This window comes from Methylobacterium sp. TK31 (assembly GCF_055361545.1).
On sequence record NZ_CM143964.1, the window covers coordinates 2,553,591 to 2,574,631 of the forward strand.

Consider the following 21,041-nt stretch of genomic DNA (forward strand, 5'->3'; position numbering starts at 1 on the left):
GTCCTGCTCTCCCGACGAACGACGCCCGAGCGGGCCTGAACCGAAATCGTCAGACATGTAAGCAACCCACACCGAATCACGTCACGCGACCCGCACGAGAGATTAACAAAGTCATGACTCGGCGGAAGCCCGTTTGGCGATCGGCGCCGGACTTCGATGCCGCATTGTTCGGCAGGGCGGTTCGCGGGCAACAGCCCGGAGCATGGGAGTGCAGCGCAACCTCGCGCTGAGCTTGATGAATTTTTATGCCGCTGCAGGTGTCGGTCAAAAATTGTTAGGCATCGCAGCGGAAAGCGCCTGCGCCAAGCCGAGAATTGTGCGGCGTCGCGACGACGGACGAACGATGCTAGGGGCTGCGCGATGATGCGCCCGCCTTCCACATCCGTCGCACCCCGGTCCCGGTATGCGATCCTCGATGCCGCGCGCGGCGTCGCCCTCGTGGCCATGGCGCTTTATCATGCGACCTGGGATCTCGGTGCCCTGCGGCTCACGCCCGAGAATTATGCGCTGACCCCGCCGGGCCGGCTCGCTGCACACGGCATCGCGGGGAGCTTCCTGATCCTCGTCGGCATCGGCCTCGTCCTGATGAATAGCGAGCGTTTCGCGGCGCGCCCGTTCCTCCTGCGGCTGGCCCGGATCGCCGGCGCGGCGGGTCTCGTCACCGTCGCCACCCTGATCACCGATCCGTCGAGTTACATCTTCTTCGGAATCCTGCACTGCATCGCGGTCTCGAGCGTGCTGGCCCTGCCGTTCGTGCGGATCCTGCCGGGCTGGGTCGCCATCCTCGGTGCGGCGCTGGTGCTGGCCGGCCCGCACCTGATCTCGGGCGGTATCCTCGACGCTCCCGCCCTGTCCTTCGTCGGCCTCGGGCGCGGTACGCCGCAGACCAACGACTACGTCCCGCTGTTTCCCTGGTTCGGGCTGGTCCTCATCGGCGTCGCGGCGGCCCTCTACGGCCTGGCCGCCTTTCGCCGCTCGCGCCTCGCGGGCTGGTCGCCCGCCGGGGCGACGACGCGGGGGCTCGCCTGGGCCGGGCGTCACAGCCTGGCGATCTACCTCGTCCACCAGCCGGTGCTGATGGCGTTGCTCACGGGGGTCGTCAGCCTCACGGGGCCGCACCCGCAGGCGGGGGTGGCCGAGTTCCGGGCCGTCTACCTGCGCAACTGTGTCGCCACCGGCGGAGAGGCCGAGGCCTGCAGCCGGGCGGCGGCCTGCGTCTCGGATGCCTTCCGCCGGGAGAATCTCTGGGCGGACAAGCCGCGCAGCTTCACCGCCGAGGAGCGCCTGCGGGCCCAGGCGCTGTCGCAGGGCTGCTACGAGGCGGCGGAGGGAACGGCGCCGGCACCGTGAGCCGGCCTCCGTTCCCGAGCGTCCCTCAGTCCTTGGCGCGCTCCACGTAGGAGCCGTCCTCGGTCATGATCACCACGCGGGTGCCGACGGCGATGTGCGGCGGCACCGCGGTGCGCACGCCGTTGGAGAGGATCGCGGGCTTGTAGGACGAGGAGGCCGTCTGGCCCTTCATCGCCGGCTCGGTCTCGGTGACTTCGAGCACGACGCGCTGCGGCAGCTCGAGGGTCAGCGCCACGCCGTTATGGGTCGAGACCATCACCGCCATGCCTTCCTGCAGGTACGGCGCGGCACTGCCGACGACGTCCTTCGGGATCGCGACCTGATCGTAATTCTCGGGGTTCATGAAGTGGAAGCCCTCGCCGTCCTCGTAGAGGAAGGTGTGCTCCCGGTCCTCGACGAAGGCGCGCTCGACCGATTCTGTGGTGCGGTAGCGCTCGGACACCTTCACGCCATCGGTGATGCGGCGCATGTCGAGCTGAGTCACCGGAGTGCCCTTGCCGGGGTGGATGTTCTCGACCGTCAGGATGACGTAGAGCTTGCCATCCTTGTCGACGACGTTGCCCTTGCGGAGCGTAGAGGCGATCACCTTCACGGGGTCTGGTCCTGCTGTGTTCGTTGGGAAAAACGGACTTGGCGCCCCGACGCGGATCTCTCCGCGGGAGCGACATCTTGGTCCCGCCACTAACCTATCCGCGCCACCGTTGCCAGTCGCACCGCGAGACGGCACTCCCGAGTCTTCGATTTCCGGTCTGAAGCAGGTCGCAAAGCTCGCCGCATGAACACCCCCTCCCCCTGGTGGGCGCCCCATCGTCACGCCGACCGCCGGCCGGCCTTGATGGCGCGCAACCGCATCGTCGCGGCATTCCGCGCGCATTTCGCGGCGGCCGGCTTCGTCGAGGTCGAGGCCGCCGCCCTGCAGGTGTCGCCGGGCAACGAGGCGCATCTCTCCGCCTTCGCTACCGAGGCTCTGGGTCCGGACGGATCGCGGCTCCCGCTCTACCTGCACACTTCGCCGGAATTCGCCTGCAAGAAGCTCCTGGCCGCCGGCGAGCCGCGCCTCGTCAGCTTCGCCCGCGTCTACCGCAACCGCGAGCGCGGGCCGCTGCATCACCCGGAATTCACGATGCTGGAATGGTACCGGGCCGGGGCCGACTACACCGCGCTGATGCGCGACGGCGCCGATCTCCTGGCGCTCGCCGCCGAGACGGCCGGCGTTTCGGCGCTGCGTTATCGGGGCCGCACGGCCGATCCGTTCGCGGCGTTCGAGCGCGTGACTTTGGCCGAGGCCTTCGCCGAGCGGGCCGGGATCGACCTCCTCGCCACCGTCGACCGCGACGGCGCGACCGATCGCGACGGGCTCGCGGCGGCCGTGGCCGGGGCGGGGCTCAGGGTCGCGGCCGACGACACCTGGGCCGACCTGTTCAGCCGGGTGCTGGTGGCGCGGATCGAGCCGCATCTCGGGCTCGGGCGCCCCACCATCCTGTACGAGTATCCCGTCAGCGAAGCGGCCCTGGCCCGACCGAGCCCGAGCGATCCGCGCGTGGCCGAGCGCTTCGAGCTCTATGCCTGCGGCGTCGAGCTCGCGAACGCCTTCGGCGAACTGACCGATGTGAAGGAGCAGCGGCGGCGCTTTAACCTGGAGATGGCCGAGAAGGCGCGCGTCTACGGCGAGAGCTATCCGATCGACGAGGATTTTCTCGACGCCCTGGCGGTGATGCCGGAAGCGAGCGGCATCGCCCTCGGCCTCGACCGCCTCGTGATGCTGGCGACCGATGCGCGCCACATCGAGGACGTGCTCTGGACGCCGGTGGCGGGGGCCGTGCGATGAGCGCGTCCCTGCGCCGGCCGGCCGACCTCGTCCGCGCCGGGCTCGCGACCCCCGGCGATCTCGCCGCGCTGGAGGCGGTGGCGGCGCGCTACGCCGTCTCGGTCACGCCCGACATGGCCGACCTGATCGACCCGCACGATCCCGCGGACCCGATCGCCCGGCAGTTCCTGCCCCGGGCCGAGGAATTGGTGACCCGGGCGGAGGAGGAGGCCGACCCGATCGGCGATGCGGCCCACAGTCCCCTGCCCGGTCTTGTCCACCGCTACCCGGACCGGGTGCTTTTGAAGCCGCTGCATGTCTGCCCGGTCTATTGCCGGTTCTGCTTCCGTCGCGAGATGGTCGGGCCGGAAGGACTCGGGACCCTGAGCGAAGCCGAACTCGCCCGGGCCTTCGCCTATATCGCCGAGCGGCCGGAGATCTGGGAGGTGGTGGTCACGGGCGGCGACCCCTTCGCGCTGGCTCCGCGCCGGCTCGGCCAGATCGCTGCGGCGCTCGCGGCGATCCCGCACGTGCGGGTTCTGCGCTTCCACACCCGGGTTCCGGTGGTGGCCCCGGACACGGTCGACGCGGATCTCATCGCCGCCCTCAAGCAGTTCGCCGGCGCGGTATTCGTGGCGCTGCACGCCAACCATCCGCGGGAATTCACGCCGGCGGCCTGCGCGGCGGTGGCACGTCTCGTCGATGCCGGCATCCCGATGGTGAGCCAGACCGTGCTGCTCGCCGGGATCAACGACGATCCGGAGACCTTGTCACTGCTGATGCGGCGCTTCGTCGAGAACCGGATCAAGCCGTATTACCTGCATCACGGCGACCTCGCCCCCGGGACCGGCCACCTGCGTACCGAGCTCGCCGCCGGCCGCGACCTCGTCCGGTCCCTGCGCGGACGCCTCTCGGGTCTGGCCCAGCCGCTCTACGTGCTCGATATCCCCGGCGGACACGGCAAGGTCCCGGCCGGGCCCGACTACCTGGAGAAATCGGGGACCGGGTGGCGCGTGACCGATCCGCAGGGCGCCGTCCACGATTATCTGCCCGGGTTGCGCCGCTCTTGAGGCGCCGCCCCGTGCGTTGACACGCCTCCGGCGTCAAGCTTTTGATACCAAAACCGTATGGCGGGGCGGTCCAGCGGGACCCGAGCCCCCCTTTGGCGAGATCTTCGGGGATCGGGATGGGTGTGTTTCAGGAGTTCGTCGGGCGCTTCTCCCAGACCATGGGCGCCTATCTCGGCGACAGGCCGCTGATGGAGGCGGCGGTCTCGGCCTCGGCCAACGTCATCCTGGCGGATTACGAGATCGACGAGGAGGAGATCGAGGCGGCGCTGGCCGGCATGCGCGCCAACCCGATTCTCGAGCGCGGCTACGACACCCTGAAGCTGGAGGCCGAGCTGTTCGAGGGGATCGCCCGCGCCCGCACCCGCGCCGGCCGCGCCGAGAACCTGAACTTCGTCGCCGCCATCGCCGAGCGCGAGATCGGCCAGCGCACCAGCGTGTTCCTCATCGCCGCGGATGTCGCCGATCAGGCCGGGATCAGCGAACCGGAGCACGCCGCCCTGGCCGAGATCGCCGCGGCGCTCGGCGTCGACAAGGACGCGCTCCTCGGCACGGCGCACAAGGCCTGAGGCTCAGTCGGCGACGCGGCCGGTCACCAGGGCGGCGTCCTTCTCCACCTGGCGCTCGAAGCGGCGCGGCAGCAGGTTGGAGCGGTCCATCCGGCGTAGGCCCAGCACCATCAGGACGAGGGCGATCGCGGCGAAGGGCGCCCCGACGATCAGCGCCGCCAGGATCTCCGATCCGATCAGGGCAGCGATCCCCTTCACCAGCGCGACGAACAGCATGACCAGGGCGGCGACCACCAGGGTGAGCGCGGTCCCGAACCGGGCGACGAGGCCGAGGATCGCCCGGATGTTCCCGTCGGTCTCCCGGCGCATCAGCTCGAGTTCCTGTCCGACGAGGTCGCCGCCATGGCGCAGGCCCTCGCTGATCAGGCGGGCAAGGCTCGGCGTCGGTCGTGCCATCGGGTCGGGTCCTCTTCGTCATCGGGGTGGGCTCCGCGAACACGGAACCCCGAGGCCACAACCGTGGCGGTACGATCCCGTTCCAGGCGGGCGCGATTCGCCTAGGCCGCCTCGCCGGCCTGAACCTCGGCGATGGCCCGGGCGATCGCGTCGATGAGCGTGGTGTCCTCGCCCGCCATCGCGTCCATCGAGGCCATGCGGCCGACGACGGTGGCCGCGATGCTCTCCTCCACCGTACCCTCCGCGAGGGCGTAGTAGATCGTCGCCTGCTGGCCGTCCCGGTGGCAGCGGCCCTCGATCTGCGCGAGCTGGATCGCGCTGTGGCGCAGGTCGTGGACGATGAGTGCGCGGGGCTTGTCGCCCTCCGGCATTTCCTGGGCGTGCAGGGAGATCGATTCCGTCACCGTGAAAACCACCGCGTCGAGGGCGCCGGTCTGAAAGGCGAGGCGCACCGCCTCGTTGGCCTCGCCCGATTGCGTGCCGGTGATCGCGTCGGCGCGCCATCCCGCCGCCCGCAGGGCTTCGACGAGAGCGGCCGCCGTCTCCAGGAAGGCGACCGAGATCGCGACCGCGTGGCCGTCCTCCATCAGGAGGTCGGCGAAGGCCGTGGTGCCGGAGACTCGGAGCAGGCTGGCCTTCTGGCGGAAGCGCAAATCCGCCGCCCAGCCCACCGGCTTGCGGGTGCTGCCGCCGAGGAGGCCCCATTCCCGCCGGAACTCGCGCCAAGTCGCGTCGTAGAGCCGGCGCTCCGGCGGGCTGAGCGCGACCGCGCTCAAGGCGCGCTGCACCTCGGGCCAGCCGGCGATATCGCCGGGGCGCCGGCGCAGGCCGATCGCGCCTGGTCCCTTGAACAGCAGGTCGGCCATCACGGTGCAGTCGCGCGGGTTCGCCTGCCAGGACCAGTTGGTCCAGCGGCCCTTGGCTCGTCCGATCCCGAGGCCCTGCATCAGGCCGCGGAACTCCGCCAGGGTCGCGGTCGGCTGGCCCGCCGCCTCGCCCAGCAGGCGGCTGAGATAGGACAGTTCGTGCGGGGCCTGACCGGCGGTGGCGCTGAGATAGATCGTGAAGGCGGCCGCTTCCGCGATCTGACGGCAGACGAGGCTCTGCTGCGCGTATGGATTCCGGAGCCGGTGGCTCTCGTCGAAGACCACCAGCGGCCAGGTCCGCTTCGGCGTGCCGTGCCGGGCGAGCACGTTGTTCTTCGCTCGCGTCGAGCGCCGGTTGCTCGCGGGAGGCGGTGCCATCAGCGCCTTGGTGCGCTCGTAGTTGATCAGCGTCACGGCCTTCTCGCCGAGACCCGACAGGGCGATCGTGCGCCGCCATTGCGGCATCGCGCCCTTGGGGCAGACGATGAGCACCTCGCGCTCGGGCATGGCCGCGACGGCGGCCCAGACCGACAGGGTCTTGCCCAGGCCGGTCGTGTCGCCGAGCAGGAATCCCGTCCGGCCGGCGCGACGCGCGGCCAGGATCGCGTCGCGGGCCGAACGTTGATGCGGACGCGGAACGAGGGTCTCGGCGCCGACCATCAGGCAGCGGAGCCGACGACGCGCCGGGCGAGGGATTTTTTTCTCTTCGTGGCTCTGCATGCATGCTCACGAAGTCTTAGAACAGCCCTCACCATCTTTTGAAAACCTTGGAACTGTTGAGGTTGTGCTTTTGTTAAGGGGTCATCTCGGCGCGCAGTCGGGCGCCTCACTCGGAGACATCGATGCCGACGATCCCGCTCTCCGCAGCCTCGCGCGCTGTGGTTGCCCCCGCTTTCGGACTGATGATGCTCACGCTGCCGGCGAGCGCTCAGAGCGCCGAGGGCAGCCTGTTCGACCTGCTCTTTGCGCCCGCACGGCCGGTGCAGCAAGTGGCACCCGCGCCCATGCAGGACCCCGGCTTCAACTACCAGCAGGCCCGTCGCTCGATCCGGAAGGCCGCGCGCCAGCGTCCCAAGATCCGCTACGCCGCGCTTCCGAAATCCGAGCCCCTGCAGATCAAGGTCACGGATCGGCAGACGCCCCTCGACATGAAGGCCGGTCCGGCGGCGGCCTTCATGAAGGACGAGACGCTTCGTCCAGGCGACATCGTGGTGTTGAAGGAGGGCGCAAAGGTCTTCGTTGGCCGGCCCGACGACCGGCACACCGCCCGTGACTTCGAAAGCATCGGCCGTTCCGACTTCGTCGACCGGCGGACGCGCAACCAGCTCGCCGCGATGATGCTGCCGGTCGGCGCCATGCCGGCCGACCAGGCCCGCAAGATGATGGCGCAGGCCCGCAAGGTGATGCCGACCAGCGTCGACCAGACCGTGAAGCCGGAGCTGACGGCGATGCGCGTCATCAACCCCTGGAAGACCAACCCCTAACCGGGATCAGGCTGCCCGGACCGTGACCAGGAAGCCGTCGACTTCCTGGCGCAGGGCCGCGGCCTGGCGGGCAAGGTCGCTCGCCGCGCTGAGGACCTGGGACGAACCGTTGCGGGCGGAGTCGGCCGCCTCGCGGACCCCGACGATGTGCCCGGACACCGCCCTCGTTCCCTCCGAGGTGAGGACGGTATTGCGGGCAATCTCCTGGGTGGCCGCCTCCTGCTGATCCACGGCGGCCGAGATGTCGCCCGAGATCCGGCTGAGCCGGCGGATGACCTCCATGATCCCGCCGATCGCCGTCACGGAGGCGTCCGTGGACTGCGAGATCTCCGCGACCTTCGCGCCGATCTCCTCGGTGGCCTTGGCGGTCTGGGTCGCGAGGCTCTTCACCTCCGCCGCGACGACCGCGAATCCGCGCCCCGCCTCGCCGGCCCGCGCCGCCTCGATCGTGGCGTTGAGGGCGAGCAGGTTGGTCTGTGCCGCGATGCTGGTGATCAACCCGACGATCTCGCCGATGCTGCTCGCCGCCTGCGCCAGACGGTTCACATCCTCGGCCATCCGGCCCGCATCGCGTTCGGCCTCGCTCGCCACCGCCGTCGAGGCTTCGACCCGGTTGCCGATCTCGCGCACCGAGGCGCTGAGTTCCTCGGTGGCCGCCGCCACCGTATCGGCTGTGGCCGCGGTCTCGGCGGAGGCTGCCGCCACCGACCCGCTCAGGGACGCGGTGTCGCTCGCGGCCTGGGTCAGGGCGTAGGCCGCGGTCTCCAGCTGGCTGGACGCGGCCGAGACCGCCTCGACGATGCCGCTGGCCCGGGCCTCGAAGCGATCGGCCAGAGCGACCATCTCGGCGCGCCGGGCGGCCGCGGCATGCGCGTTGAGGTAATCGGCCTCGGCGGCGATGTGCCGGCGCTCGGTCACGCTGGTCTCGAAATCGACGGCCGCCGCCGCGATGGCGCGAACCTCGCGGGCGCCATTCTGCGGGATCGTGCCGGCATCCTCGCCGCGGCCGATGGCGGTGAGCGCTGCGGCGATGCGGGTGAGCGGACGGGCGATGGCCGTGCCGAAGGCGAAGGCCAACCCGCAGGACAGGACCAGGGTCGCCAAACCGACGGCCATCCAGACCATCACGCTCTGCTCGGCCTCGGCCCGGGCGGAACCGGCGGCCGCGCCGAGATCGGTGGTGAGCCGGTCCTCGATGGATTTCAGCTGATCGATGCGCTGCGTCGCGAGGCCGAACCAGGCCGGGGCGTCGGTGAAGGCGAGCGCGGCGCCGGGGGGCGTGTCGAGAACGAGGCGGCGCAGGCGATCGACCTCCCGGGCCGCGGGTGCGGCCTTGCCGGCGTCGAGCAGGGCGGCCTGCGCAGGCTCGGCGCCGAGGCGGAACAGGGATTCGTAGGTGGCCTGGCCGGCACTGAGACCCGCGAGGCGTTCGTGGCCGGCGAGATCGATCCGGCCGGCGCCGAAGATCGCCGAGGCGGCGGCCCGTTCCTGGCCCGCCAGCTCCTTCAGGGCGAGGAAGGACGAATAGGAGGCGATGCGGCCGGCGAGGTCGGCGCTGGCGGCCACCTGGGAGACCTCGCGCACGAGGTCGAGGGCGTTGGCGATGATGCCCGAATAGAGCGCCATGTTCTGGGCCGGCGTCCGGCCGAGGCCGTCCACCGCGACGCGGTGTGGGCCGATTCCGGCGAGCTGCTCCGTCAGGACATCGTTGCGGCGGGCGACGCCGGCGCCGTAGGCGACGAAATCCAGGCCGGCCCTGCTCTCGTCCAGGGCTTTGCGCGCGGCATCGGTGCGCAGGCGCTGGGCGTCGAGTTCGGAGCGGAACTGGGTTCCCTTGGCGCCGAGATAGAGGCTGGAGGCCCCGCGCTCGCGCTGTGCCTCGTGGACGACGGCGCTGATGCGGCCCGCCATGCCCACCAGATCCTGCACGTGCACCATCCGGGTGCGAGCATTCAATCGCTCCGTGACGGCAAGTCCGACGACCATCGCGAAGGCGAGGCACGGCGCGAGGGCAACCAGAAGAATGCGGACGCGAAGTGAAGCGAATAAACCGACGAACATGGAGTGAAACCTGCTGGGAAATGCTGAGACACTGTCCAGAACACCGGTAAAAGTTGTGTTGCACGATGGTCTTTTGCTCTAAAATTTCATCAATCGTCACATTTTTAGGCAGTATCACAGCGAAGACTTGGCTGAAACGGGGTGTCGTTTGCGCCGGTTCGCGTTCCGGGGAAGAGGCCTGGCTATTCGCCCGGGCTTCGGCGCAGGCGGACCTGATGGCCGGCTTTGGTCGCCGCGGTCGTGGGAGCCGCCACGGCCGCAGGTGATCGGCTCTCATCGCGAGTACGCGGGTGGGTTCCTTTGCTCGAAAGTCCCACGATATTGTCCGCGTACGCTTTTTGTTCTAGCTGAGGGGCCGGTATGCATGGCGCACGCCTTGCCCGACGCGGTGGTGCGCCCGACATGCCGCGAGGGCTCTGGTCGAGTCCAACCGAGTTCCGCGCCGCAGACGTTCCCGAAGAGACCTCATGGCCAAAGCCAAAGCCGCCGCCAAGAAATCGCAAGCCGAGGCCGAGCGGGTCGAAGCGAAGATCGAGGCCCTGTTCGAGGGCGCACGCGACCAGCGGGTAATCTCGGTGCGCGGCGCCCGGGAGCACAATCTCAAGAACATCGACCTCACGATCCCGCGCGATCGCCTCGTGGTCTTCACGGGGTTGTCCGGGTCCGGCAAGTCGTCGCTCGCCTTCGACACGATCTACGCGGAGGGCCAGCGCCGCTATGTCGAGTCGCTCTCCGCCTATGCGCGCCAGTTCCTCGAGATGATGTCGAAACCCGATGTCGATCAGATCGACGGGCTCTCGCCGGCGATCTCCATCGAGCAGAAGACCACCTCGAAGAACCCACGCTCGACGGTCGGCACCGTCACGGAGATCTATGACTACATGCGCCTGCTCTGGGCGCGGGTCGGCATCCCCTACTCGCCCGCCACCGGCCTGCCGATCGAGAGCCAGACCGTGAGCCAGATGGTGGACCGGGTCCTCGCCCTTCCGGAGAAGAGCCGCCTCTACCTCCTGGCCCCGGTCATTCGCGGCCGCAAGGGCGAGTACCGCAAGGAGATCGCCGAGTTCCAGAAGAAGGGCTTCCAGCGCCTGCGCATCGACGGCGAATACTATGCCATCGACGACGTGCCCAAGCTCGACAAGAAGCTGAAGCACGACATCGACGTGGTGGTGGACCGGATCGTGGTCCGGGCCGACATCGCCGCCCGGCTGGCCGATTCCTTCGAGACCGCCCTCGAACTCGCCGACGGGATCGCGCTGATCGAGTTCGCCGATACACCGGAGGGCGAGGCGCCGCGTGAGGCCATCACCTTCTCGTCCCGCTTCGCCTGCCCCGTCTCCGGCTTCACCATCGCGGAGATCGAGCCCCGGCTGTTCTCGTTCAACAACCCCTTCGGTGCCTGCCCGACCTGCGGCGGCATCGGGCACGAGATGCGGATCGACCCCGAACTCGTGATCTCGGACGCCAAGCTCAGCCTGAAGCGCGGCGCGGTCGGCCCCTGGGCCAAGTCGACCTCGCCCTATTACGGCCAGACCCTCGACGCGCTGGCCCGGCATTACGGCTTCAAGACCACCGTCGCCTGGAAGGATCTGCCGGCCAAGGCCCGCGACGTGGTCCTCTACGGCACCGGCTCCGAGTCGGTGCGCTTCGCCTATGACGACGGGATGCGGGCCTACGAGGTCAACAAGCCCTTCGAGGGCGTCGTCCCGAACCTGGAGCGGCGCTACAAGGAGACCGAGAGCGACACCTCGCGCGAGGAGATCGCGCGCTTCATGAGCGAGACGCCCTGCGCCACCTGCGGCGGCAAGCGTCTGAAGCTCGAGGCCCTTTCGGTGAAGGTCGCGATGCAGGATGTAGGCGAGATCACCGCCCTCTCGGTGCGGGACGCCCATGCCTGGTTCTCGGATCTGCCGGGCAGGCTTACGGAGAAGCAGAACGAGATCGCCTACCGGATCCTCAAGGAAATCCGCGACCGGCTCACCTTCCTGATCGATGTCGGGCTCGAGTACCTGACGCTCGCGCGGGGCTCCGGCTCGCTCTCGGGCGGCGAGAGCCAGCGCATCCGCCTCGCCTCGCAGATCGGCTCCGGGCTCACCGGCGTGCTCTACGTCCTCGACGAGCCGTCCATCGGTCTGCACCAGCGCGACAACGAGCGTCTGCTCGGCACGCTGAAGCGTCTGCGCGACCTCGGCAACTCGGTGATCGTCGTCGAGCACGACGAGGACGCGATCCTGCAGGCCGATTACGTCGTCGATGTCGGCCCCGGCGCCGGCATCCATGGCGGGCAGATCATCGCGCAGGGGACGCCGGAGGAGGTCCTGAAGAACCCGGCCTCGCTCACCGCCAAGTACCTCACCGGCGAGATGAGCGTCCGCGTCCCGACAGCTCGCCGCAAGGGACGCAAGGGCAAGCTTAGCCTGATCGGTGCCCGCGGCAACAACCTCAAGAACGTCTCCGTCGAGATCCCGCTCGGCACCTTCACCTGCATCTCAGGCGTCTCCGGCGGCGGCAAGTCGACCCTGATCATCGATACGCTCTACAAGGCGGTGGCCAAATCCCTGAACGGTGCCCTGGAGCATCCTGCCCCCTTCGAACGCCTCGATGGGCTGGAGCATCTCGACAAGGTCATCGACATCGACCAGTCGCCGATCGGCCGCACGCCGCGCTCCAATCCGGCCACCTATACGGGCGCCTTCACGCCGATCCGCGACTGGTTCGCCGGGCTGCCGGAGGCCAAGGCGCGCGGCTACCAGGCCGGGCGGTTCTCGTTCAACGTGAAGGGCGGGCGCTGCGAGGCCTGCTCGGGCGACGGCGTCATCAAGATCGAGATGCACTTCCTGCCGGACGTCTACGTCACCTGCGACGTCTGCAAGGGCCGCCGCTACGACCGCGAGACTCTCGAGGTGAAGTATCGCGACCATTCCATCGCCGACGTCCTGGACATGACCGTCGAGGAGGCCGCCGACCTGTTCAAGGCGGTGCCGACGATCCGCGAGAAGATGGAGACCCTGGCCCGGGTGGGCCTCGGCTACGTCAAGGTCGGGCAGCAGGCGACCACCCTGTCCGGCGGCGAGGCCCAGCGGGTGAAGCTCTCGAAGGAACTGTCGAAGCGTGCCACCGGCCGCACCCTCTACATCCTCGACGAGCCGACGACGGGCCTGCACTTCCACGACGTCGCCAAGCTGATGGAGGTGCTCCACGAACTCGTGGACCAGGGCAACACCGTGGTCGTGATCGAGCACAACCTCGAAGTCATCAAGACAGCCGACTGGGTCATCGACATGGGCCCTGAAGGCGGCGACGGCGGCGGCGTGGTCGTCGCCGAAGGAACCCCCGAACAGATCGCCAAGTCGCGGGCGAGTCACACCGGGCGATTCCTGCGCGACGTACTGGCTCGGCGGCCCGCCGCGGCAGCGGTGAAGGGCCGGGCCGCCGCCGAATAGGCGTCCACTCGCCGAGACCGGTGCCGATTCGTCGGTGCGGAGCGGTCGGCGGGCGTTCGGCGGCGCATCAACCCGCCGGAAGCGGCATTTCCGGTGGCCCGGCCTGCGCAATGGCCAGCGTCGGTTTGCCGGATCGTCCTGAGGGCGAACCGTAACCATAACGGCTTGAGAGTTCAGCGGTATTTTGCCGTTCTGGGTGCCGGAGCGCCGGGGGAGAGCCCGACCAACCTGCTCAAAAGGTTAACAAATTCTTCCGCCGCACTGCACCGAAAATGCGGCTTTTGCGCAACGGTCGGGTTCGAACTGCCCCGTTTCCAAGCATTCCGCTGTCCTTCCGCGGCGTCCTGTAGAATAGTTCTCGACGTTGAGACTTGAGAACGGGCCGCAAGGGGGGCCGCCGGACCAACTGCAAACAAGCCGCAAACAAGCTGCGCATCGGCAGAATGGTTCGGACGGCTGCGTGGCGGACGCCTGAAATCCTTGGGAAGGAAGAGTAAAAATGTCGAAGAACTGGCTCGTCGCCGGAGCGCTCGCGCTCACGGCCAGCATGACCGCCACCGCGTCCTACGCGCAGTCCACCACGGTTCCGGGTGAGCAGGTCGGCTTGGCCACCGGCGCGCCGCTGCCCGAGGGCATCTATGCGCTGAACACCTTCGTCTATCAGATGCGCGACAACCCGTCTGCTCTCGACGTCGGTGTGAACATCCCGGTGCTGGTCTGGTCGACCCCGCTGGTTCCGCTCGGCGGCCGCATCGAGCTGCTCGTGGCTCCCCCGACCGTGTTCGCCTTCGGCAAGAGCGGCTCAAACCTGCGTGACCTGTCCATCAACGTCGGCACCTTCGTCGGCGGCATCTGGGCCTTCGATCTGGGCAACAACTTCGGCGTCAGCTTGCTCGGAGGTGTCTACCTCAACGAGCTGAACGGGGACCGCGGCGTCCTCGTGACGAACAACGGCACGATCGCTGCCTCGGCCGTGCTGCCCCAGCTCTCCTCGAACACCTACCGCTTCGGCGTTGCCGGCAGCTACACCGGCGACGGCTGGAACCTCACCGCCAACCTGACCGCCAACATCTACGACTCGCCCTCCAACTTCGGTGGTGTTCGCAACATCGGCCTCGGCGGCTTCACGCAGTCCTACTCTCTGTCTGACTCGCTGAACCTCGATCTGACCGCGACCAAGAAGTTCGGTAAGTTCGAGATCGGTGCCATCGCGTACGGCACCTACAACTTCGACATCAGCGCCAAAGGTGGCAACCTCATCAATGCCGCTCAGGGCGACCGCGGTCGGTTCCTGATGGGCGGTCTCGTCGGCTACGACTTCGGCTTCGCCACCGGGCAGGTCTATGTCGCTCGCACCGTCGCCAGAAGCGCTGCCAGCTTCGACAGCACCGAGATCTCGGGCCGCCTGATTGTGCCGCTGTACTCGCCGACCCCGGTCGCCGCCGCTCCCGCGCCGATCATCCGCAAGTACTGATCCGATCTTCGGCGATGGGGCCTGGCTCCGCCGCCGATAGGATCAAGCAAAGCCCGTCCGACACCTGTCGGGCGGGCTTTCGCTTTTTCGGCGGTGGCGACATTCCGAGCGCGGATTCGAGCCGGAGCCTCGTTTCCGAGCGCGACCCCAACCGGCCGGCCATGCAATCCGCCCGTCTCTGAAACTTTTCCCGGCCGTCCTCCGTACCGAACGATGACCCCCACGAAAGGGGCAATCGTTTTAGAGGATACGCTTCATGATCACTCGTCACGCCCGTCGCCCGGTGGCTTCCAAGATCGCCGCCGTTGTACTCGCCTTCTCCGTCGGTGCCGCCTTCCCGGTCACGGCCTTCGCCAAGAACCCGATGGTCGGCGGTGCGCCGATGTACGCCTCGAAGACGATCGTCGAGAACGCGGTGAATTCGAAGGATCACACCACCCTCGTCGCCGCCGTGAAGGCCGCCGGCCTGGTCGACACCCTGTCGAGCCCCGGTCCGTTCACGGTCTTCGCGCCCACCAATGCCGCCTTCGCCAAGCTCCCGGCCGGCACCGTCGAGACCCTGGTGAAGCCCGAGAACAAGGCGACGCTCACCAAGATCCTGACCTACCACGTGGTCCCCGGCACCTACACGGCCAAGGATCTGATGAAGCTCGCCAAGGATGGCGGCGGCGAAGCGCAGCTGAAGACGGTCGAAGGCGAGCCGCTCGTCGTCCAGACCAAGGGCAAGAAGGTCTACGTGACCGACGCCAAGGGCAGCACCGCCACCGTGACGGTCGCCAACGTGATGCAGTCGAACGGCGTCATCCACGTCATCAACGGCGTGCTCCAACCCTGAAGCCTGCGAGCCCGCCAAGGCTCAGACGCGAACGCCCGCGATCCGAGAGGATCGCGGGCGTTTCCCGTTCGTCTCTCGCGGGCGGGTGCTCTCTCAGCCCGCCCGGTTCAGGCGTCGCGCGCCCTCGAAGCGGTTGAGGAAGCGCGGCTCCTTCTCCGGGGCGATGCGGATGGCGAGGTGCATCGTGCCCCCCTCCTCCTCGCGCCGGTCCAGCACCTCGGCATTCTCGTAGAGCCAGTGCAGCGCCGCCCCGTCCTCCGGGGGAAGGATCACCGCGAAGGTCGAGCGCTGGCGCGCGATCCGCGCCTCGATGCGCGCCGTCAGGACGCCCAGCCCCTCCCCGGTCAGGGCCGAGACCAACACCGGCGCGTCGCTGTCGCGGTCGCTGCGCCCGTGTCCGCTGAGGTTCAGGAGCCGGGTACGCTCGTCGGCGTCGAGGAGGTCGGCCTTGTTCCAGACCTCGATGATCCGGGAGGCCGAGGTCTCGATCCCGAGTTCGCGCAGCACCGAGCCCACATCCTCTGCCTGCGCGGCACTGTCGACGTGCGACACGTCGCGGACGTGGAGCAGGATGTCGGCATGGATCACGTCCTCCAGGGTCGCCCGGAAGGCGGCGATGAGGGAGGTCGGCAGCTCCGAGATGAACCCGACCGTATCGGAGAGAATCACGGTCTCGCCGTGGGGCAGCTTCGTCGCCCGGGCCGTCGGGTCCAGGGTGGCGAACAGCATGTCCTGCGCCATCACCTGGGCCTTGGTTAGGGTGTTGAAGAGCGTCGACTTGCCGGCGTTGGTATATCCGACCAGGGCGACGATCGGGTACGGCACCCGTGCCCGGCTCTGCCGGTGCAGCCCGCGGGTGCGGGTGACGCTGTCGAGTTCCCGCTCGATCTTGGTCATCCGCTCCTGGATCATACGCCGGTCGGCTTCGATCTGGGTCTCGCCAGGGCCGCCGAGGAAGCCGAAGCCGCCGCGCTGGCGTTCCAGGTGGGTCCAGGACCGGACGAGGCGGCTCTTCTGGTAGGCCAGATGCGCGTGCTCGACCTGCAGCGTGCCTTCCCGGGTGGAGGCGCGGCGCCCAAAGATTTCCAGGATCAGGCCGGTGCGGTCGATGACCTTGCAGCCGAAGGCCTTCTCGAGGTTGCGCTGCTGAACCGGCGAGAGGGCGCAGTCCATCACCACGAGGCCGATCTCGCGGGCCCGGATCACGCCGGCCAATTCCTCGACGCGGCCCTTGCCGAGATAGGTGGAGGGACGGATACGCTGCACCGGCGCGACGATGGCCTCGACCACGTCGAGCTCGATCGCGGCCGCGAGGCCGGCGGCTTCGTCGAGGCGGGCCTCGGTGGAACGCAGAGCTTCCGGGCTGCCACTGGCGTTGCCTCGCGCCGCTGCGGCCGCGGCCCGCCCGAGATAGGGTCCGACGACGAGGGTGTGGGTTGCCGCCGCGATGTCGCCTTCGGGAGCGGCCATCGCTTGGAGCCGGGCTTCCCCGGGCGTCATCGGTTCAGTCATGAAGGTGTTCGTTCAACCCTGTCCTGCGTGTCTTCAGGACAATGGGCGCTCGCCGGCCCCAGACAAGGGTGCGGCAAACCTTTCCGGTCGAACCGATGCGGTTTGGTTCGGGCTCACGCCTTCTCGGGCGCCGTCTCGTCGGGTTCGAAGAGCTGGACCGGGTGGCCCGGCATGATCGTCGAGATCGCGTGCTTGTAGACGAGCTGTGAGTGACCGTCCCGACGCAGAAGCACGCAGAAGTTGTCGAACCACGTTACGACACCCTGTAGCTTGACTCCGTTGACGAGGAAGATCGTGAGCGGAATCTTGTTCTTGCGAACATGGTTCAGGAACGTGTCCTGGAGGTTCTGAGCGCGCTCGCCCGCCATTTTTTCTTATCCTTGATTCGCAGTCGCCGCCCGCCGTGGTGACGGGTTCTCGTCCGTTGGTCTCGCGTGAGCCGGTGCACACGATAACATGGCGCCGGTTCCGGAACATTACACGTGTATCGGGCACGCGATGCAAGTGCATCGCCGCCGCGTTCTCAGGGGCCGATGCCGAGCGACTTGAGTTTCCGGTGGAGCGCGGAACGCTCCATGCCAATGAATTCCGCGGTGCGGGAGATGTTGCCCGAGAAGCGCGCAATCTGCGCCACGAGGTACTCGCGCTCGAAGATCTCGCGGGCTTCCCGCAGCGCAAGGCTCATCAGCTTCTCGCCGCCCGAGCCGTTCGGCGTCGTGGGGACCAGGGCACCGATCTCGGTGGGCAGCATCTCGGAGGTCACCTCCTGATCCGGGTCCGTATGGGTCAGGATCATCAGGCGCTCGACGTTGTTGCGCAGCTGGCGAACGTTGCCCGGCCAGTCATGCGATTGCAGGACCGCCATGGCGTCCTCGGCGATGCGCCGGCGCGGCAGGCCGGTGGCGCCCGAGATCTGCTCCATGAAGAACGAGATCAGTTCGGGCACATCCTCGCGCCGCTCCGACAGGGACGGCACGCGGATCGGTACCACCGAGAGGCGGTGGAACAGGTCCTCGCGGAAACGGCCGGCGGTGATCTCCTCGGCGAGGTCGCGCGACGAGGAGGAGATGATGCGCACATCGACGTGCACCCGGGTGGTGCCGCCGACGCGCTGAAAGTTCTGGTCGACCAAGACCCGGAGAATGCGGTTCTGGGTCTCGCGCGGCATGTCCGCGACTTCGTCGATGTAGAGCGAGCCGCCATGGGCCTCTTCGAGGGCGCCGACGCGGCGGGCCCGGCCCTCCCCGGCCTCGACGCCGAACAGCTCGGCCTCCATCGTGTCGGGGGTGATCGTCGCCGCGTTGATGACCACGAAGGGTCCGTTCGCCCGGGCGGACATGGCATGGAGGGTGCGCGCCGAGAGCTCCTTGCCCGAGCCCGGTGCTCCGAGGATCATCACGCGGGCATTGGTGGGCGCCACGCGCTCGACGGTCTGGCGCAGCTGATTGACCACCACCGAGGCCCCGACGAGCCGGCTCGCCTGGCCCGACCGGGCCTTGAGGTCGCGGACCTCGCGCTTCAGGCGGGAGGCTTCGAGGGCCCGCTCAGCCACGAGGATCAGGCGATCGGCCTTGAACGGCTTCTCGATGAAGTCGTAGGCGCCCGCCTTGATCGCAGCGACCGCGGTCTCGATGTTGCCGTGGCCCGAGATCATCACCACCGGCAGGTCGGGATGGCCGACCTTGATCTGGTCGAGCACCTGCAGGCCATCAAGCCGCGAGCCCTGCAGCCAAATGTCGAGGAAGACGAGGTGGGGTCGGCGCGACTCGATGGCGGCGAGGGCCTCGTCGGAGCCGCCGGCGGTGCGGGTGCGGTGGCCCTCGTCGTCGAGGATGCCGGCCACGAGGTCGCGGATGTCGGCTTCGTCGTCGACGATCAGGATATCGGCGCTCATGACTAGATCTCCGCGGTTGGGGGGGCCGTCCGCGCGGCGCCCTTCTCTTCCTGCGCGGAGGGGGCGACCTCCGGCGGCGTGTGGTTGGCTGAGTCTCGGGCGGGTGCGACGCTGGTGTCGCGCGGGACGCGCAGGCGCACGCGCCCGCCCCGACCTTCCGGATTGTCGTTCAAGTCGATCCCGCCGCCATGCTCTTCGAGGACTTTGCTGACGATGGCCAGCCCCAGGCCGGTGCCACCCTCGCGGGTGGTCATATAGGGCTCCAGCAGCCGCTGGCGCCCCTCGGCCGGAAATCCCTTGCCGTTGTCGGTGACTTCGATGGCCACGAAACCGTCCTCGCGGACGAGGCGCACATCGACCCGGCCCTGGCCGACCTCGGCCTCGGGCACGGCCTGGACCGCCTCGACGGCGTTCTTCAGGATATTGGTGATCGCCTGGGACAGGAGCCGGATGTCGAAGGCCGCCAGGATCGGCTGGTCGCCGTCCTCGCCGAACGAGAACTCCATGTCCGGATGCGCGACCCGCATCATGAACAGGTTCTGGCGTGTGATCTCGCTGAGATCGTTCTGCGCGATCGCGGGCTTCGGCATCCGCGCGAAGGACGAGAACTCGTCGACCATGCGCTTGATCTCGTCCACCTGGCGCACGATCGTGGCGGTGCACTGGTCGAACACCTCCTTGTCGGTGGTGATGACCTTGCCGTACTTGCGCCGGATGCGCTCGGCCGAGAGCTGGATCGGGGTCAGCGGATTCTTGATTTCGTGCGCGATGCGGCGGGCCACGTCCGCCCAGGCCGAAGTCCGCTGAGCCGAGACGAGGTCGGTGATGTCGTCGAGGGTCACGACGAAGCCACGGGCGCCGCCCTGGGCCTGCTCGCTGGTCACCCGCACGGTCACGGTGCGCTCGCGGCCGTTGCGCGTTAGCTGGATCTGCTGCTGCATCGCTCGCAGGCGGGCCTCGCCGCCCTCGGGGAACAGCGCCTGCAGTTCCGGCACCGCCTGGGTCAGGGGCTTGCCGACGATCTCGTCCGCCGAGAGGCCCAGGGTGCGCTCCACCGAAGGGTTCGCGATGGTGACGTGGCCCGCAGCGTCGACCCCGAGCACGCCGGGCGAGACGCCGGCCAGCACCGCCTCGGTGAAGCGCCGGCGCCGATCGATGAGATCGCTCGCCGCCGTCAGCCCATCATGCTGGCGTCGCAGCTCCTGCGTCATCTTGTTGAAGCTCTCGGACAGGTGCGCGAGGTCGCCGTCGCTCTTCCGGGCCGGGACCTGCGCGTAGAAGTTTCCGGAGGCGACCTGGTCGGCGGCGTTGATCAGGCGCCGGATCGGGGCGACGAACCGGTTGGCGAAGTTGAGCCCGAACCACACCGCCGAGAGCAGCGCGATCAGGGCAATCAGCGCGAAGACCGAGGCGAAGCTGATCTGAATCGAGCGCTTCAGCGAATCGTAGGTCAGGTACTCGGCCGCTGCGGCCCGCGACACGCCCGGGAATTCGATGGCGAGCTGGCTGACCTCGCGCTGGACCAGCAGCACCGCTCCGTCATAGGCCGGCATGCGCAGCAGGGCGGCGAAGACGCGGCCCTCGCTCGGCACGAGGCAGATCGGATCGACCGATTTCGCCGCGTCCTCGAAGGCGGCCGCCGAGGGCAGGCGTCGTTCCTTCAGGGCATCGATCTTGGCGCGCGCCACCACCTCGGTCGGGCCGCGCATGATCTCGGCCACCGGCAGGCTGAGGGCGGTGGCGCGGGTGGTCAGGAAGCTCTCGAACCAGCCCCGGTTCACGTCGAAGTTCGGCCGTGCCCGGGTGAGGTCGTCGGCAAGGATGCGGATCTCGCGAGCCAGGCTCTGGCACTGGTTCTCCTGGTAGGCATCGGCCACCTCGACGGATTTCAGCACCACGTCACGGACCCGGTCGGTGAAGCCCAGGGACAGGCCGCGATCGATGGTCACTGCCGCCACCACCGCGAGGAGGACGGTGGGCAGGATGGCGATGAGGCTGAAAAGGCCGACGATGCGCGTGTGCAGGCGCGCCACCGCGGCGTTCGTCCGGCGCGCATGGAGGAAGACCCGTGCTTCCCAGGCGATGATCACTACGAGGCCCAGGACTAGGAAGACGTTGATGCCGAGCAGCGTCAGCCCCACCGCCGGGGTCGGCGTGACCCGGATCACTCCGGCCAGGATCAGGAAGGTGGTGATCGCCGAAACCAGGGCTGTCATGACCACCAGTGCCCCGACGATGCCGGGTCCCCGCGGCGGCGGACGCACCTGAGCGGGCAGTCGATCG

The 21,041-nt window shown here is 68.5% G+C and carries 17 protein-coding genes; 9 read left to right on the top strand and 8 right to left on the bottom strand.

The window, feature by feature from the left end:
• The first annotated feature begins 208 nt into the window (after positions 1 to 208).
• Together ACXJY8_RS11840 and ACXJY8_RS11845 are read left to right on the top strand one after the other, a co-directional pair.
• Entirely contained in the window at positions 209 to 364 is a 156-nt protein-coding gene (locus tag ACXJY8_RS11840) for a hypothetical protein (RefSeq protein WP_463769088.1), read from the top strand.
• Positions 364 to 1,350 carry an acetyltransferase domain-containing protein gene (locus ACXJY8_RS11845; protein WP_463780564.1) on the top strand — a complete coding sequence of 329 codons (987 nt, stop codon included), beginning with the start codon at positions 364 to 366 and terminating at the stop codon, positions 1,348 to 1,350. The genes ACXJY8_RS11840 and ACXJY8_RS11845 overlap by 1 nt, the downstream gene beginning before the upstream one ends.
• Positions 1,351 to 1,375: 25 nt before the next feature.
• Here the strand turns inward: ACXJY8_RS11845 and efp are convergent, their stop codons facing one another.
• Entirely contained in the window at positions 1,376 to 1,942 is a 567-nt protein-coding gene (gene efp / locus ACXJY8_RS11850; protein WP_056474694.1) for an elongation factor P, read from the bottom strand.
• A gap of 183 nt (positions 1,943 to 2,125) precedes the next feature.
• Between efp and epmA the strand changes: the two genes are divergently transcribed.
• The 3 genes from epmA (at position 2,126) to ACXJY8_RS11865 (ending at position 4,793) form a co-directional block, all read left to right on the top strand.
• Complete coding sequence (gene epmA / locus ACXJY8_RS11855; protein WP_463769091.1) at positions 2,126 to 3,178, top strand: EF-P lysine aminoacylase EpmA; 1,053 nt, start codon at positions 2,126 to 2,128, stop codon at positions 3,176 to 3,178.
• Positions 3,175 to 4,227 carry a lysine-2,3-aminomutase-like protein gene (locus ACXJY8_RS11860; protein ID WP_463769093.1) on the top strand — a complete coding sequence of 351 codons (1,053 nt, stop codon included), beginning with the start codon at positions 3,175 to 3,177 and terminating at the stop codon, positions 4,225 to 4,227. The genes epmA and ACXJY8_RS11860 overlap by 4 nt, the downstream gene beginning before the upstream one ends.
• Before the next feature lie 116 nt (positions 4,228 to 4,343).
• Entirely contained in the window at positions 4,344 to 4,793 is a 450-nt protein-coding gene (locus ACXJY8_RS11865) for a Tellurite resistance protein TerB (protein ID WP_463769095.1), read from the top strand.
• Between the two features lie 3 nt (positions 4,794 to 4,796).
• Here the strand turns inward: ACXJY8_RS11865 and ACXJY8_RS11870 are convergent, their stop codons facing one another.
• Together ACXJY8_RS11870 and ACXJY8_RS11875 are read right to left on the bottom strand one after the other, a co-directional pair.
• Positions 4,797 to 5,189, bottom strand: coding sequence for a phage holin family protein (locus ACXJY8_RS11870; protein ID WP_463769097.1), 393 nt, complete (start codon positions 5,187 to 5,189; stop codon positions 4,797 to 4,799).
• A 101-nt stretch (positions 5,190 to 5,290) separates the two neighbouring features.
• Complete coding sequence (locus tag ACXJY8_RS11875; RefSeq protein ID WP_463769099.1) at positions 5,291 to 6,775, bottom strand: DEAD/DEAH box helicase family protein; 1,485 nt, start codon at positions 6,773 to 6,775, stop codon at positions 5,291 to 5,293.
• Between the two features lie 122 nt (positions 6,776 to 6,897).
• Here ACXJY8_RS11875 and ACXJY8_RS11880 point away from each other — a divergent pair, with 122 nt between their 5' ends.
• Entirely contained in the window at positions 6,898 to 7,539 is a 642-nt protein-coding gene (locus ACXJY8_RS11880; RefSeq protein WP_463769101.1) for a hypothetical protein, read from the top strand.
• A gap of 6 nt (positions 7,540 to 7,545) precedes the next feature.
• On the opposite strand, the gene ACXJY8_RS11885 is transcribed toward ACXJY8_RS11880, so the two are convergent.
• Positions 7,546 to 9,600 carry a methyl-accepting chemotaxis protein gene (locus tag ACXJY8_RS11885; RefSeq protein ID WP_463769103.1) on the bottom strand — a complete coding sequence of 685 codons (2,055 nt, stop codon included), beginning with the start codon at positions 9,598 to 9,600 and terminating at the stop codon, positions 7,546 to 7,548.
• A gap of 467 nt (positions 9,601 to 10,067) precedes the next feature.
• Between ACXJY8_RS11885 and uvrA the strand changes: the two genes are divergently transcribed.
• The 3 genes from uvrA (at position 10,068) to ACXJY8_RS11900 (ending at position 15,352) form a co-directional block, all read left to right on the top strand.
• Complete coding sequence (gene uvrA, locus ACXJY8_RS11890; RefSeq protein WP_463769105.1) at positions 10,068 to 13,043, top strand: excinuclease ABC subunit UvrA; 2,976 nt, start codon at positions 10,068 to 10,070, stop codon at positions 13,041 to 13,043.
• A gap of 499 nt (positions 13,044 to 13,542) precedes the next feature.
• A complete protein-coding gene (locus ACXJY8_RS11895; RefSeq protein WP_463769107.1) occupies positions 13,543 to 14,517 on the top strand; it encodes a transporter family protein in 975 nt (324 codons plus the stop codon).
• 256 nt (positions 14,518 to 14,773) lie between these two features.
• The gene (locus tag ACXJY8_RS11900) at positions 14,774 to 15,352 is read left to right on the top strand and encodes a fasciclin domain-containing protein (protein WP_463769109.1); all 579 of its coding nucleotides are present in this window, start codon (positions 14,774 to 14,776) and stop codon (positions 15,350 to 15,352) included.
• A gap of 93 nt (positions 15,353 to 15,445) precedes the next feature.
• On the opposite strand, the gene hflX is transcribed toward ACXJY8_RS11900, so the two are convergent.
• The 4 genes from hflX to ACXJY8_RS11920 form a co-directional block, all read right to left on the bottom strand.
• On the bottom strand, positions 15,446 to 16,864 hold the full coding sequence (gene hflX, locus ACXJY8_RS11905) for a GTPase HflX (RefSeq protein ID WP_463769111.1): 1,419 nt from the start codon (positions 16,862 to 16,864) through the stop codon (positions 15,446 to 15,448).
• Between the two features lie 113 nt (positions 16,865 to 16,977).
• Positions 16,978 to 17,232 (bottom strand): RNA chaperone Hfq, encoded by a 255-nt coding sequence (hfq, locus tag ACXJY8_RS11910; RefSeq protein ID WP_003600267.1) that lies wholly within the window; start codon positions 17,230 to 17,232, stop codon positions 16,978 to 16,980.
• Between the two features lie 155 nt (positions 17,233 to 17,387).
• Positions 17,388 to 18,758 carry a nitrogen assimilation response regulator NtrX gene (gene ntrX, locus ACXJY8_RS11915; protein ID WP_463769113.1) on the bottom strand — a complete coding sequence of 457 codons (1,371 nt, stop codon included), beginning with the start codon at positions 18,756 to 18,758 and terminating at the stop codon, positions 17,388 to 17,390.
• Positions 18,759 to 18,760: 2 nt separating this feature from the next.
• Entirely contained in the window at positions 18,761 to 20,974 is a 2,214-nt protein-coding gene (locus tag ACXJY8_RS11920; protein ID WP_463769115.1) for a sensor histidine kinase NtrY-like, read from the bottom strand.
• Positions 20,975 to 21,041 lie beyond the last annotated feature (67 nt).

Excerpts from the sequence above, each read along its gene's own strand:
- ACXJY8_RS11845 (WP_463780564.1), top strand. The coding sequence starts at position 364 with ATGCGCCCGCCTTCCACATCCGTCGCACCCCGGTCCCGGTATGCGATC.
- epmA (WP_463769091.1), top strand. The coding sequence starts at position 2,126 with ATGAACACCCCCTCCCCCTGGTGGGCGCCCCATCGTCACGCCGACCGC.
- ACXJY8_RS11860 (WP_463769093.1), top strand. The coding sequence starts at position 3,175 with ATGAGCGCGTCCCTGCGCCGGCCGGCCGACCTCGTCCGCGCCGGGCTC.
- ACXJY8_RS11865 (WP_463769095.1), top strand. The coding sequence starts at position 4,344 with ATGGGTGTGTTTCAGGAGTTCGTCGGGCGCTTCTCCCAGACCATGGGC.
- ACXJY8_RS11870 (WP_463769097.1), bottom strand. The coding sequence starts at position 5,189 with ATGGCACGACCGACGCCGAGCCTTGCCCGCCTGATCAGCGAGGGCCTG.
- ACXJY8_RS11875 (WP_463769099.1), bottom strand. The coding sequence starts at position 6,775 with ATGCAGAGCCACGAAGAGAAAAAAATCCCTCGCCCGGCGCGTCGTCGG.
- ACXJY8_RS11880 (WP_463769101.1), top strand. The coding sequence starts at position 6,898 with ATGCCGACGATCCCGCTCTCCGCAGCCTCGCGCGCTGTGGTTGCCCCC.
- ACXJY8_RS11885 (WP_463769103.1), bottom strand. The coding sequence starts at position 9,600 with ATGTTCGTCGGTTTATTCGCTTCACTTCGCGTCCGCATTCTTCTGGTT.
- uvrA (WP_463769105.1), top strand. The coding sequence starts at position 10,068 with ATGGCCAAAGCCAAAGCCGCCGCCAAGAAATCGCAAGCCGAGGCCGAG.
- ACXJY8_RS11895 (WP_463769107.1), top strand. The coding sequence starts at position 13,543 with ATGTCGAAGAACTGGCTCGTCGCCGGAGCGCTCGCGCTCACGGCCAGC.
- ACXJY8_RS11900 (WP_463769109.1), top strand. The coding sequence starts at position 14,774 with ATGATCACTCGTCACGCCCGTCGCCCGGTGGCTTCCAAGATCGCCGCC.
- hflX (WP_463769111.1), bottom strand. The coding sequence starts at position 16,864 with ATGACTGAACCGATGACGCCCGGGGAAGCCCGGCTCCAAGCGATGGCC.
- hfq (WP_003600267.1), bottom strand. The coding sequence starts at position 17,232 with ATGGCGGGCGAGCGCGCTCAGAACCTCCAGGACACGTTCCTGAACCAT.
- ntrX (WP_463769113.1), bottom strand. The coding sequence starts at position 18,758 with ATGAGCGCCGATATCCTGATCGTCGACGACGAAGCCGACATCCGCGAC.
- ACXJY8_RS11920 (WP_463769115.1), bottom strand. The coding sequence starts at position 20,974 with ATGACAGCCCTGGTTTCGGCGATCACCACCTTCCTGATCCTGGCCGGA.